The organism is Mesorhizobium sp. M0701 (genome assembly GCF_040320365.1).
In the GTDB taxonomy this organism is placed as follows: Bacteria; Pseudomonadota; Alphaproteobacteria; order Rhizobiales; family Rhizobiaceae; genus Mesorhizobium.
The window spans coordinates 31630-44065 of the sequence record NZ_JAMYPO010000013.1; the positions used below are offsets into that span (position 1 = coordinate 31630).

The following is a 12436-nucleotide window of genomic DNA, read 5'->3' on the forward strand; positions in this document are numbered from 1 at the left end:
CTTGAAGCCTGTCTCGGTCAGTCTTCGTTTGCCGTAACCGTCACGCCGAGCGTTTTCGGCAGGTCGAGCGGGTTGGACATGGCGCCCGCCATGATTAGCGCGAACGGCACCGCGGCCGGCGGCTCGGCCGAGACCTCGATGCTTTGCGGATCGTCGAGGAACTTGTTGACCGCGGCCGAAACCTGCGCCGTCAGTTCCGGATTGTTGAGCTGCGCCATGCCGAAGGGCACGATCGCCTTGGCCTGGTTGGCGATGTCCTTGCCGGACATGCCTTGCTGCTTGCCGGCATAATCGAGCACCTTTTTGGTCAGCGAATCGTCGTCGAAGCGGATCGAGGCGCTGTTGAACGAAAGCTGCTGCAGCAGCCCGAGCATGGCCATGCCTTGCGCCGAATTGTCCGCGCCTTCGGGCTGCGCTGCCATCTTCTTCTGCATCTCCTGCAGTGATTTGATGACGTCCAGCGTGTAGCCGCCGAGATCGAAGGTCATGCCGAGCGTGCCGGCATTGTCGACCGATATTTCGTATTTCGACAAGTCCATCCTGCCGTCGGTAGGCTGCCAGGTGCCTTCCATCTCAAGATTGCCTGTTATGTTCTGGTAGCCGAGCGCGTTGATGACTTCCTTGGACTTCGGATCTTCGACCAGGGTCAGGTCGGCAGCGAATTTTTCCGTAGTGCCGGAAAACGCCATGGCCTTGCCGTCGGCCGGCGGCGTGATTGCGATGGCAAGCCCGTCCATCGAGAAAGCAGTTTTGTCAGCCACTTTGACTGTCATGTTGTCGAGCTCGGCCGATTTGTACATCATCAGCGAGCCCAGCGGACCGGTTGCGCCTTCGGCCGGAACCGTCATGTCGTGGATGACGAAGGGGCTGAGATTGAGCGTGACGCCATCTTCGCTGTGTTCGAACGGCGACGTCGATACGGTCGCGATTTGATAGCCGCCATTGGCTTCGGTCACACCTTCGAGCTTGACGTCGCCGATCTTGAGCGCCTCCTTTTCGGCCGCCGGTTTGACCGCCACGCCTTGCAGAACCATGCTGGAGGTGTCGCCGGTTACTCCGGTCCAGGAGAGGTCGACACCCTGCGCGGCGAGGGCAGCCTTCAGCCGGTCGGCGACCGCGGTATCCTGCGCGAACGCCGCATTCAGCGGCAGCGTCAGCAAAAAGGTCGAAAAAGCCAGTCTCTTAATAAGTGTCGAGTGTCTGATCGTCATCGAGAGCTCCCCTGAGAGTGTCCTGAAATTCTTTCAAATCGTCGCGTCGCCACCATTCGGTGACGAACTGGACCGGAAAAAGGCGGGCCTCGGCACAATGGTCGAAAATCGCGGCCAAAGGCAAACCCGATCCATCAGGCTTGCGATAGAAGCAGGATGTAACGGGTTGATGTTGGCCGGCGTCGTGACGCTTCCAATTCCTGTTGCATAATGGATGTCGCGCAAAGTGTGCAGCCGGTTTTGCGATAACGGCATACCGGTGCCTCTTGCCGCGAATCACCCGCTCGGCTAGTGCCAGCCCATGGGAAAAAGGCTTTTGCCGCCCGAGAGTGGCGGCGGCGACAATATTGAGCCGGTCGATCTGAAGAAGGCGCTGGAAGAGCGCTATCTCGCCTACGCGCTGTCGACCATCATGCACCGGGCACTGCCAGATGTGCGCGACGGGCTGAAGCCGGTGCATCGTCGCATCATGCATGCCATGCGCCTGTTGCGGCTTAACCCCGACCAGGGCTTTGCCAAATGCGCCCGCATTGTCGGCGAGGTGATGGGCAAATTCCATCCGCATGGCGACCAGTCGATCTACGACGCGTTGGTGCGGTTGGCGCAGGATTTTTCGATGCGCTACCCGCTGGTCGACGGGCAGGGCAATTTCGGCAATATCGACGGCGATAACGCCGCCGCCATGCGCTACACCGAAGCGCGCATGACCGAAGTGTCGACGCTGCTGCTGGAAGGCATCACCGAGGACGCCGTCGATTTCCGCCCGACCTACAACGAGGAAGACGAGGAGCCGGCCGTGCTGCCCGGCGCCTTCCCGAACCTGCTCGCCAACGGCTCGTCCGGTATCGCCGTCGGCATGGCGACCTCGATCCCGCCGCACAATGCGGCCGAGCTTTGCGACGCCGCGCTTCACCTGATCGATCATCCGGATGCGCCCGTCACCAAGCTGATGGATTTCGTGCAAGGTCCGGATTTCCCGACCGGCGGCATCATCGTCGACAGCCGAGCCTCGATCCTCGAAGCCTACGAAACGGGTCGCGGCGGCTTTCGCGTCAGGGGGAAATGGAGCCAGGAGGACCAGGGCAGGGGCACCTGGAACATAGTCGTCACCGAAATCCCCTATGGCGTCCAGAAGGCCAGGCTGATCGAAAAGATCGCCGAGCTCTTGATGGCGCGCAAGCTGCCGCTGCTCGAGGATATCCGCGACGAGAGCGCCGAGGACATCCGCGTCGTGCTGGTGCCGAAGAGCCGCTCGGTCGATCCCGGCATCATGATGGAATCGCTGTTCAAGCTGACCGAGCTCGAAAGCCGCTTTCCGCTCAACATGAACGTGTTGTCGCGCGGCAAGGTGCCGAACGTGCTGTCGCTGAAAGGTGTGCTCAAGGAATGGCTGGAGCACCGCCGCGACGTCCTGATCCGCCGCTCCAAGCACCGCCTCGGCGAGATCGAAAGGCGGCTGGAGATCCTCGCCGGCTATCTGATCGCCTATCTCAACATCGACGAGGTGATCAGGATCATCCGCGAGGAGGACGAGCCCAAGCAGGTGATGATGGCGCGCTGGTCGCTGACCGACACCCAGGCTGAAGCCATCCTCAACATGCGGCTGAGGGCGCTGCGCAAGCTCGAGGAATTCGAAATCCGCGAGGAATTCAATGGCCTGACCGGCGAGAAGAAGCAGATCGAGGCACTGCTTGCGTCCGACGCCAAGCAGTGGGCGACGATCAAGTGGGAAGTCGCCAACGTTCGCCAGAAATACGGGCCCGACACCGAGATCGGCAAGCGCCGCACCGAGTTCGCCGACGCACCCGAGCATGACCTGACCGATATCGCCCACGCCATGATCGAGCGCGAGCCGGTCACCGTGGTCGTTTCGGAAAAGGGCTGGCTGAGGGCCATGAAAGGTCATCTGACCGACCAATCGGCCCTGACCTTCAAGGAAGGCGACAGCCTCAAGCTCGCCTTCCACGCCCAGACGACCGACAAGGTGCTGGTCTTCACCACCGGCGGCAAGTTCTACACGATCGGCGCCGACCGGCTGCCGGGTGGGCGTGGCCATGGCGAGCCGATCCGCATCATCGTCGACATGGACAACGACCAGGATATCGTCACCGCCTTCGTCCATGATCCCAAGCGCAAGCTGCTGCTGGTGTCGCATGACGGCAACGGTTTCATCGTGCCGGAAGAAGAAGTCGTCGCCAACACCCGCAAGGGCAAGCAGGTGATGAACGTCAAGGCGCCCGACGAAGCCCAGCGCTGCGTGAGCGTCGCCGGCGACCATCTCGCCATTGTCGGCGAGAACCGCAAGATGCTGGTATTCCCGCTGGCCGAGATCCCGGAGATGGGGCGCGGCAAGGGCGTGCGCCTGCAGAAATACAAGGATGGCGGCGTCCTCGACCTCAAGACCTTCACGCTCGCAAGCGGCCTGTCCTGGCAGGATTCGGCAGACCGCACCTTCACCAAATCGCGTGACGAGCTTGCCGAATGGATCGGCGCCCGCGCCTCGGCCGGCCGCATGGTGCCGAAGGGTTTCCCGAGGACTGGCAAGTTCGGGTGAAGCGGTAATCTCCCCCCTTGAGGGGGAGATGTCGCCGAAGGCGACAGAGGGGGTCGGAACGTCCAGACGCGACCCTTATCGCAGACAGAGGAGACTGGCGTCTCACGCGCGGCGACCCCTCTGGCCTGCCGGCCATCTCCCCCTCAAGGGGGGAGATTAGCAGCTCCACCCAAACATTTGGAATGTCGTCACGATTGCTGCACTATATCAGGGCATAAGCGATACGATGGGCCAGGGAGAGGTAGCCGCTTGAAGGAAGTCAGGATCCAGAAGCCGGAGCGGCAGCAGCGTCTGTTTGGCCTGTCGACGCCGCTCAGGGCCGCTGTCATTCCGCCGCTGTCGGCGGCGCGCTGGCTCCTGGTGCTGATCGTTGCCGCCGGCGTTTATTTCTTCCACGGCTTCCTGTTCCCGGTTCTTGCCGCCCTGGTTATCGCCTTCGCCAGCTGGCCGCTCTATCGGCGGCTGCTCGCCGGCGTCGGCGGCAACCGCACCATCGCTGCGACGCTTGCGATCTTGTTCATCCTGACCTTCCTGGTGGTGCCGATCGCGCTTGCCGGCACCTACGCCATCAATGAGGTGCGCGAGTGGGTCAACTGGGCGATAGAGACCAACCGCTACGGTGCGCCGACGCCGCACTGGATCGCCACCATGCCCGTGGTGGGCGAATGGCTCAATGAACAATGGACGGTCAACGTTGGCCACCCCGGCGGAATCGGCGAACTGATCCAGCTGATCAGTGGCGCCAATATCGGCAGCATCTATCGCGGCGTGCTTGCCGCCGGCGGCAGCGCCTTCGGCCTTTTGCTGACGCTGCTATTCATGATGATCGCGCTGTTCTTCGCCTATCGCGACGGCGAGCATTTCGCCGGACAGGTCGATCGCCTCGGCGAACGCATCCTGCCGGCCAGATGGGAACGGATCTCACGCGTGGTGCCTGCGACAATCTCCTCTACGGTGACCGGCATGACCGTTATCGCCATCGGCGAAGGGCTGGTGCTGGGTATCGCTTACTGGTTGGCCGGCGTGCCGTCGCCGGTGACGCTCGGCGCGCTGACCGGCATCATGGCGCTGATCCCCGGCGGCGCACCGCTGTCCTTCACGCTGGTGTCGATCTATCTCGCCGCCAGCGGCTCGCCGATGGCGGGGCTGGCGCTGTTCATCTGGGGCGCGGTCGAACTCTTCATCGTCGACAAGACATTGCGCCCGAAGCTGGTCGGCGGGCCGATAAAGCTGCCCTTCCTGCCAACCTTTTTCGGCCTGATTGGCGGCGTCAAGACAATGGGCTTTCTCGGCCTGTTCATCGGCCCGGTGCTGATGGCGCTGCTGGTCGCAATCTGGCGCGAATGGCTGCGCGAAGTGGAACTGACCGATGAACTCGCTGCCGCCGAACCGGCGGAGCACGATGACGCGCCGCCGCAGATCGAAATTGTCGCCGGACGCGCCGCCGCGAAAAAGAATCAGGCCGGGTGACTGACGGCGAACGTGGCGCGGCGCTTGCGCCCCTCGTGCAACTGCCAGAGCGAATGGCCGATCAAGGTCATGATGAGGATCGCGCCGCCGATCAGGCTGTTGCGCGACGGTGTTTCGGCGAAGATCATCCACACCCAGACCGGCGCCAGCACGGTTTCAAGCAGGTAGAACATCGCCACCTCCGGCCCGGAGATGTATTTCGGGCCGTTGGCGAGGCAGAAGAACGAGATCGGCATGATGACGGCACCGTTGAAGACGATCCACCATGGCGCGTTGACGTGAAAACCCACCTTGGAAACCATCAGGGTGGCGACGGCCAGCGGCAGGACCACTCCGATCAGCGCCGTGAAACCCATATCCTTGCCGCTGGCGCGCGAGATGGTGATGGCCGCGGCGATCATGAAAGCCGAGCATAGCGCCATCAGGTCGCCGAAGAGATGTCCGGTTCCAACGGAATCGCCGACAATGATCGTCACGCCGACGATCATCAGTGCCAGCGCTGCAAGCGTCAGGGGCCGTGGCCTCTCCTTCAGGAACAGCCATGACAAAAGGGCCGCGAACATGGTTGTGAACGCCAGGATGAAAACGAGGTTGGCTGTCGAGGTATTGTAGACACCGGTGATGAAGGCGATCGAGCCGAGCCCGTAGAGGCCGGCAACGATGAGCCCTGACCAGCCCGGCACAAGCTGCGGTGCCTTTGCGCTCAGCGAGCGCCAGGCGGCCCAGATGATAAGCGTGGCGACGAAGGTCGTGCCGGTGCGCAACAGCAGGATCGTCCACGCCTCGCCGTCGGCGAGCCGGATCAGCGGAATGTCGACGGTCAGCGTCAGCCCGCCGATGGCGGTGATCAGAAGGCCTCTCTGGTGGTCGTTGTGGGAAGACATGCGGCAATTCTCGCGTAGGCTTGGAGGCGCAAAATTGACCGGCCGGTTTTCCAGCCGATCGGCTGGAAGCCCAGCGGCATCCTCCTCGAAACAATTTAAGAGTGAATACCGAAAGCGAAGATCAGCGCGAAACCGCTTCGTGATTGTAGCGTTCCCAGCCTTTCGGGCCGAGATGCTCCTGCGGCTGGAAGCGCATCTTATAATTCATCTTGCGCGAGCCGTTGACCCAGTAACCCAGGTAGACATGGGGCAGGCCCATCGCCCTGGCGCGGGCGATGTGATCGAGGATCATGAAGGTGCCGAGCGAACGGTCCTCGAAGTCCGGGTTGAAGTAGGAATAGACCATCGACAGGCCATCGGCCATCTTGTCGGTAAGCGCCACGGCGATCAGCTCGCCCTGGCCCTTGCCGGTGATGAAGCTGTCAGGTCCGCGGCGACGGTATTCGATGACCTTGGTGTCGACATGGGTATCCTCGACCATCATGGCGTAGTCGAGCACGGTCATGTCGGACATGCCGCCACGGCGGTGGCGGGCGTCGAGATAGCTGCGGAACAGCGAATACTGCTCGGTGGAGGGCTCGGCGTCGTGCATGGCGCCGACCAGATCCGAATTATGCTGTATGACGCGTTTCATGTTGCGGCCGGCGGTGAATTCCTGCGCCAGGATGCGCACCGACACACAGGCGCGGCAGGTCTCGCAGGCCGGCCTGTAGGCGATGTTCTGCGACCGCCTGAAACCGCCCTGCGTCAACAGATCGTTCATCTCCGGGGCCTTGTCGCCGACCAGGTGTGTGAACACCTTGCGCTCGAACTGGCCCTCGAGATAGGGACATGGCGAGGGCGCGGTCAGAAAGAACTGCGGCGACTGGGTCGGGTGCTGCGTCATCGAGCCTTGGAAACACTCCTGCGAATCGCTCTACCTTTGGCGCGGACGCCGAAAAATTCAACAGGATTGTGAAAGCCTGGTTGATTGGACGTCTTCACATTTGTGCGCAAAGGCTGCGGCCGCGCTTCAAAAGTCTGCTCAGCGGCCGCTGCGGCTGACGACGGTGCCGAGCAGCAGGTCGTGCAGCGTGCGCTTGCGGTCGGAAAACAGGCTCACCAGCAGGACGAGCGGCGAAAGGATGACATTGCCGGCCCAAAACAGCACCGAATGCACGACGGCGGTCAGCCCGTCGATGGGGCTGCCGTCGAGCCGGTCGAGCCGGATGCCCATCATCTTCATGCCGGTGGTGGCCTGGTCTTTACTGCCGAGCGTGTTCCAGATGTAGAGGATGGCGACGGCCGGCACGAGAATGGAAAACAGCATCCAGCCGAGGCCGAGCGTCAACAGCCCGAACAGGAACACCAGGATCGCGAATGGAATGGTGAGCAGCGCGACGATGAAATAATCGATGACAAAGGCGAGAATGCGCCGCGTGCGCACGCCCTCATAGGCGCGGACATCTTCGAGCCTGCTGGTGATGATTTCGCCGTCGAGAACGCGTGCGTTCATGTCATTTCCTCGTAATCGAACCCGGATTAATGCACGGGCCGCTTCTTGGTGAAATGGTGAAGGTTCGCGGCGGAATCAAGATCGAGCCTTTCGCCGCCGTGTAGATGGTGACGGAGTGCCTGGGGCCGTCTGACTTGTTGAATTCATGGCGCGGATAGCGTTAGTTTGCTGCGGCGCAACAAAGCGCGCCGAGCCGAGGGGACGGGGCGACATGGACTACGACATGCTGGTCATCGGCAGCGGCCCATCCGGGCGCCGCGCCGCGGTGCAGTCGGCCAAGCTCGGCAAGTCGGTGCTGGTGGTCGACAGGGGCCGGCGTCTCGGCGGCGTTTCGGTGCATACCGGCACTATACCGTCGAAGACGTTGCGCGAGACGGTGCTCAACCTCTCCGGCTGGCGCGAGCGCGGCTTTTATGGACGCGGCTACCGCGTCAAGCAGGACATTTCGGTCGGCGATCTGGTCGAGCGCCTGCACAAGACGCTCGACCATGAGGTCGAGGTGCTGCAGCACCAGTTCATGCGCAACACGGTCAAGAGTGCGCGCGCCGCGGTAAAATTCCTCGGCCCCAACAAGGTCAGCCTGACCACCGACACCGGCGACTACAGCGAGGTTGGCTTCGCCCATGCGCTGATCGCGGTCGGCACCCGGCCGCACCGGCCGCGCGACGTGCCGTTCGACAAGACACGGATCTTCGACAGCGACGAGATGCTGGAGCTCGACCGGCTACCGCGCACGCTGACGGTGATCGGCGCCGGCGTCATCGGCGTCGAATATGCGACAATCTTTTCGGCACTCGACGTTCCGGTGACACTGGTCGAGCCGCGCAACACGATGTTGGATTTCGTCGACCGCGAGATCGTCGACGACTTCATGGCGGCATGACCATCCGATTGGGCAGTGCCGTCAAGGAGATCGCCTCGAAACCCGACTATGCTGGGGTGACGCTGGCCGACGGCCGCACCATACGTTCCGAGATCGTGCTTTATGCCGCGGGACGCACCGGCAATGTCGGCAATTTAGGGCTCGACGCCGTCGGCATCGAGGCTGATTCGCGAGGCCGCATCAAGGTCGATCCGCAGACCTTCCAGACCAGCGCGCCCAACATCTATGCCGCCGGCGATGTCATCGGCTTTCCGAGCCTGGCATCGACCTCGATGGAGCAGGGCAGGGTGGCCGCCTGCCATGCCTTCGGCGTGCCCTTGCTGTCGCCGCCCGAAACCTTTCCCTACGGCATCTACGCCGTGCCGGAAATCTCCACGGTCGGGCAATCCGAGGAGCAGGTGCGTGAGAGTGGTGCCGCCTACGAGGTCGGCGTGGCGCGGTTCCGCGAGACATCGCGCGGCCACATAATGGGCGTCAACACCGGTTTCCTCAAGCTTCTGTTCTCGATCGAAACACGCCGTCTGCTCGGCGCCCATATTGTCGGCGAGGGCGCGACCGAACTCATCCACATCGGCCAGGCGGTCATCAATCTCGGCGGCACCGTCGACTTCTTCGTCAACAACACCTTCAACTATCCGACGCTGGCCGAAGCCTACAAGATCGCCGGGCTGGACGCCTGGAACCGCATGGGGCGAGGGTAGCTTCGGGGCTCATCGATCCGACGCTGCAACGGCGACCGCAGGATCCGCCAGCCATTGCCTGACGATGTCGGCGTCCGGATCGCCAATTTCATGGCCGGAGGCGACGGTGTGGGCCTCGACCTTGGCGCCATGCGAGTTCAGTAGAGCGACCAGCACCGGCGCGAATGGCGCGTAGGTCAGGTCGGCGGCGCCGGCGACGATCAGAGCCCTCGCCTTCGACAGGTCGGCCGGCGGCACCTCGTCGAGCACCGGCATCGGACGCAGCAATGCGGCGCGCTCGATGAGGCCCGGATGCAGCAGCATGACGCTTGAGACCAGGTTGGCGCCGTTCGAATAACCGAGAAAGGTCGCGCGACGGAGATCGAAGCGGTGTCGCTTCGCGACGCCGGCGACGAAGGCCGCGAATGCCTCCGCCTCCGCGCGGATGCTTGCCTGCTCGAATCGCGTCGGGGTGATTCGCGTGAACCAACGGAACCCGTCCTCCTGAGGAATGCGGCCACGGACCGCAACCAGCACCGCATGCGGCGCGATTTGCCGACCAAGCGGCAGCAAGGTCGTCTCGGCGACACCCGATCCATGCAACAGGAACAGCCAGTCACCGAGTAAGTTGGCGGGTCGAAGGAGCCGGTAGAGAAAGCCTGAATTTTCCTGCAGAATACCGTCTTCGAGGCTCTCCTCGGCCATAGTCACATCCTTTTGATTTCGCGTTACTTTCGTTAATTTGCCGGCTTCAAAACGAAATATTTTCAAGCTCCGCGAAAGTTGATTGAACCGGGCGCATTTCAGTCCGTTTCTTTGCCGATATAATCCCCGCGGGGGGATCGAAGCAGTGTGCGCCGGGTGGTCGCCCGAGTGATCGCATGCCGGGCATAAACAACCAGCTTTAAGGCCTTTTATCGATGACCATGCCAGTTTCGCCGGAACGCGATACGCGTATTGACGTGTTCCGGGCTCTCGCCCTCCTGACCATATTCATCGACCACGTGCCGGGCACCGTTTTCGAAACCCTGACCTACAAGAATTTCGGGTTTTCGGATGCGGCCGAGGCCTTCGTGCTGATCTCCGGCATGTCCGTCGCTCTTGCCTACGGCACCAAATTCCAGCCGGGAAACCGGCTGGTCGCAACGCTGAAGATGTGGCGCCGCGCCGGCGTGCTCTATGTCACCCACATCGTCACGACGATGGTGGTCATGGCTATCTTCTGCGCAGCGGCGGTGTTTGCGAAACGGCCGGACCTTCTGACCCTGATCAACATCGAGCCGCTCGTCAGGAACCCGCCGCAAGTCCTCGTCGGCATCGTCACGCTCGGCCATCAGCTCGGTTACAACAACATACTGCCGGTCTATGCGGCCCTGCTGTTGATGGCGCCGGCCTTCCTGCTGTTCATCAGCTACAGGCCGCCGGCGGCGCTTGCCGTATCCGCGGCCCTTTGGCTGATTGCCGGTATCTACCAGATCGCGCCGCCGAACTACCCGGAGCCCGGTTTCTGGTTCCTCAATCCGCTGTCATGGCAATTGCTGTTCAATATCGGCATGGCCAGCGTGTTGCATGTGCGGCGCGGCGGCACCATCCCGGTCAATCGTTGGCTGGTCGGCGCGGCGGCCGCTTATGTGCTGACGGCGCTCGTCTGGGTGCACAGCCCGCTGTGGGGGCATGTGTCATGGCTTGACCTGCCGGTGGTGCTGACCGGTTTCGACAAGACGTTCCTGTCGTTGCCGCGGCTGCTGCACATCCTGGCGATGAGCTATCTGGTCGTCGCCTTGCCTTTCGTCTCGAACCTGTTCCGCACCGGCCGCGACAATCCGCTCGCCATATTGGGCAAACGCTCGCTGCCGGTTTTCATTGCCGGCACGGTGATTGCCATGGCGGCGCAGGTGATGAAGCTGATCAACCCGGGCGGCATTGCCTATGACAGTCTGCTGCTCGCCGCCGGCATCGCCATGCAGTTCGCGCTCGCCTTCTATCTGGAGTGGCTGTCCGCCATCGGCTGGTCCGGCAAGGGCAAGCCGGTCCGCAACGAGGCGCCGCCTGTCCGTCCATCCTTTGGCATCGGTCCCATGGCGGCCAATAGGTAAGATTTGGAGCCGATCTGCCCCAGTCAGCCTGTACTTGGCGGCGGTCCGGACGATGCCCTGACGACAAGTTCGACGTCGAGCGTTTCTCGCCGCACGGTGCCGTCGAAGTCGAGGATTCTTCGCGCTGCCCGGCGGCCGATCTCGGCGATCGGCTGGGCGATGGTGGTGAGCGGAGGCTCGCAAGTTGCGGCTTCAGGCACGCCGTCGAAGCCGACGACGGAAATATCGCGGGGAACCGCGATGCCCCGTGCGTTGAGCCATTCCAATGCCACCATCGCGATCCGGTCCGACATCGCCAGGATGGCGGTCGGCGGTTCCGCCGAGGCGAAGATGGTTTCGAGACCGGCCCTTGTGCTCGCCTTATCGTTTTCCGTCTCGTAGACCGGCACCTTGGCGGTGTCGACACCAAACCGGGAAAGCTCTTCGAAATAGCCGAGGAGGCGGTCACGGGTTCCGGTATAGACCGCGGTCCGGACCTGCTCGGGCGAGACAAGACCGGTGCTGTCGTCGGCGAAGGCCAGCGACAGCACAGCGAAGCGGCGATGTCCAAGTTCCGCCAGATGGCGCGCCGCGAGCCGGCCGCCGGCAACATTGTCGATACTGATCGCCGAGACCGTCTCGTCCTGCGAGCCGAGCTCGAGCGCGACGAAGGGGAGCTTTCGTTCGCGCGTCAGCTCAACGAGACGCGGACCGCCCTCGATGCAGAAAAGGATGAAGCCGTCCACGAGGGCGCTCTGGATATTCCAGGCAAGTTTTTCCTCGTTGCCAGCCGACACGAGGGCTATCCCCGCGCCGGTGGCGTCGCAGGCTTCCGAGATGCCGGCCATCATCACGCGGGCAAACGGGTCGTCGAAGAAATAGGACAGCGGCTCGGTTGTGGCGACGCCGATTGCATTGACCTTGCCGGCGCGCAGCAGCCGGCCCTTGGGATCCGGGCCGGCGTAGCCCAGCGCCTCGGCCGCCGCCTTGACCCGCTCGCGGACTTCCTCGCGCACGATTTCGGGACGGCTGAAGGCATTGGAGGCAGTGCCGTGCGATACGCCCGCGGCTTTGGCAATGTCCGCCAGCCGGATGGGCCTCCTGCTGCCCTCGGTGGGTGATGTCATTTGTTCGTCTCCAGGACTCCTGTCCGACAGTAGTGCCGATTACCTAACATCTTCCTT

The 12436-nt window shown here is 62.7% G+C and carries 9 protein-coding genes and 1 pseudogene; 4 read left to right on the forward strand and 6 right to left on the reverse strand.

Annotated elements, in window-relative coordinates:
* Positions 1 to 17 precede the first annotated feature (17 nt).
* Positions 18 to 1211 carry an aq_1923 C-terminal domain gene (locus NKI24_RS15015; protein WP_352472040.1) on the reverse strand — a complete coding sequence of 398 codons (1194 nt, stop codon included), beginning with the start codon at positions 1209 to 1211 and terminating at the stop codon, positions 18 to 20.
* 301 nt (positions 1212 to 1512) lie between these two features.
* Between NKI24_RS15015 and parC the strand changes: the two genes are divergently transcribed.
* Together parC and NKI24_RS15025 are read left to right on the forward strand one after the other, a co-directional pair.
* Complete coding sequence (gene parC / locus NKI24_RS15020; protein ID WP_352746298.1) at positions 1513 to 3765, forward strand: DNA topoisomerase IV subunit A; 2253 nt, start codon at positions 1513 to 1515, stop codon at positions 3763 to 3765.
* A gap of 249 nt (positions 3766 to 4014) precedes the next feature.
* Positions 4015 to 5235, forward strand: coding sequence for an AI-2E family transporter (locus tag NKI24_RS15025; RefSeq protein WP_352621043.1), 1221 nt, complete (start codon positions 4015 to 4017; stop codon positions 5233 to 5235).
* On the opposite strand, the gene NKI24_RS15030 is transcribed toward NKI24_RS15025, so the two are convergent.
* From NKI24_RS15030 to NKI24_RS15040, 3 genes are all read right to left on the reverse strand, one after another.
* Complete coding sequence (locus NKI24_RS15030) at positions 5223 to 6119, reverse strand: DMT family transporter (RefSeq protein ID WP_023674463.1); 897 nt, start codon at positions 6117 to 6119, stop codon at positions 5223 to 5225. The genes NKI24_RS15025 and NKI24_RS15030 overlap by 13 nt on opposite strands.
* A gap of 121 nt (positions 6120 to 6240) precedes the next feature.
* Entirely contained in the window at positions 6241 to 7005 is a 765-nt protein-coding gene (locus tag NKI24_RS15035; protein ID WP_352746302.1) for an arginyltransferase, read from the reverse strand.
* A gap of 138 nt (positions 7006 to 7143) precedes the next feature.
* The gene (locus tag NKI24_RS15040; protein ID WP_352746305.1) at positions 7144 to 7614 is read right to left on the reverse strand and encodes an RDD family protein; all 471 of its coding nucleotides are present in this window, start codon (positions 7612 to 7614) and stop codon (positions 7144 to 7146) included.
* Between the two features lie 211 nt (positions 7615 to 7825).
* On the opposite strand from NKI24_RS15040, the pseudogene sthA reads away from it, so the two are divergent.
* Positions 7826 to 9198 (forward strand): annotated as a pseudogene (sthA, locus tag NKI24_RS15045) (Si-specific NAD(P)(+) transhydrogenase).
* Positions 9199 to 9207: 9 nt separating this feature from the next.
* Here sthA and NKI24_RS15050 read toward each other — a convergent pair.
* Complete coding sequence (locus NKI24_RS15050) at positions 9208 to 9882, reverse strand: alpha/beta hydrolase (protein WP_352746308.1); 675 nt, start codon at positions 9880 to 9882, stop codon at positions 9208 to 9210.
* 215 nt (positions 9883 to 10097) lie between these two features.
* On the opposite strand from NKI24_RS15050, the gene NKI24_RS15055 reads away from it, so the two are divergent.
* On the forward strand, positions 10098 to 11273 hold the full coding sequence (locus NKI24_RS15055; protein ID WP_352746311.1) for an OpgC family protein: 1176 nt from the start codon (positions 10098 to 10100) through the stop codon (positions 11271 to 11273).
* A gap of 23 nt (positions 11274 to 11296) precedes the next feature.
* Here the strand turns inward: NKI24_RS15055 and NKI24_RS15060 are convergent, their stop codons facing one another.
* Entirely contained in the window at positions 11297 to 12379 is a 1083-nt protein-coding gene (locus NKI24_RS15060) for a LacI family DNA-binding transcriptional regulator (RefSeq protein ID WP_352682066.1), read from the reverse strand.
* Between the last annotated feature and the right edge of the window lie 57 nt (positions 12380 to 12436).

Excerpts from the sequence above, each read along its gene's own strand:
- NKI24_RS15050 (WP_352746308.1), bottom strand. The coding sequence starts at position 9,882 with ATGGCCGAGGAGAGCCTCGAAGACGGTATTCTGCAGGAAAATTCAGGC.
- parC (WP_352746298.1), top strand. The coding sequence starts at position 1,513 with ATGGGAAAAAGGCTTTTGCCGCCCGAGAGTGGCGGCGGCGACAATATT.
- NKI24_RS15060 (WP_352682066.1), bottom strand. The coding sequence starts at position 12,379 with ATGACATCACCCACCGAGGGCAGCAGGAGGCCCATCCGGCTGGCGGAC.
- NKI24_RS15055 (WP_352746311.1), top strand. The coding sequence starts at position 10,098 with ATGACCATGCCAGTTTCGCCGGAACGCGATACGCGTATTGACGTGTTC.
- NKI24_RS15030 (WP_023674463.1), bottom strand. The coding sequence starts at position 6,119 with ATGTCTTCCCACAACGACCACCAGAGAGGCCTTCTGATCACCGCCATC.
- NKI24_RS15015 (WP_352472040.1), bottom strand. The coding sequence starts at position 1,211 with ATGACGATCAGACACTCGACACTTATTAAGAGACTGGCTTTTTCGACC.
- NKI24_RS15040 (WP_352746305.1), bottom strand. The coding sequence starts at position 7,614 with ATGAACGCACGCGTTCTCGACGGCGAAATCATCACCAGCAGGCTCGAA.
- NKI24_RS15035 (WP_352746302.1), bottom strand. The coding sequence starts at position 7,005 with ATGACGCAGCACCCGACCCAGTCGCCGCAGTTCTTTCTGACCGCGCCC.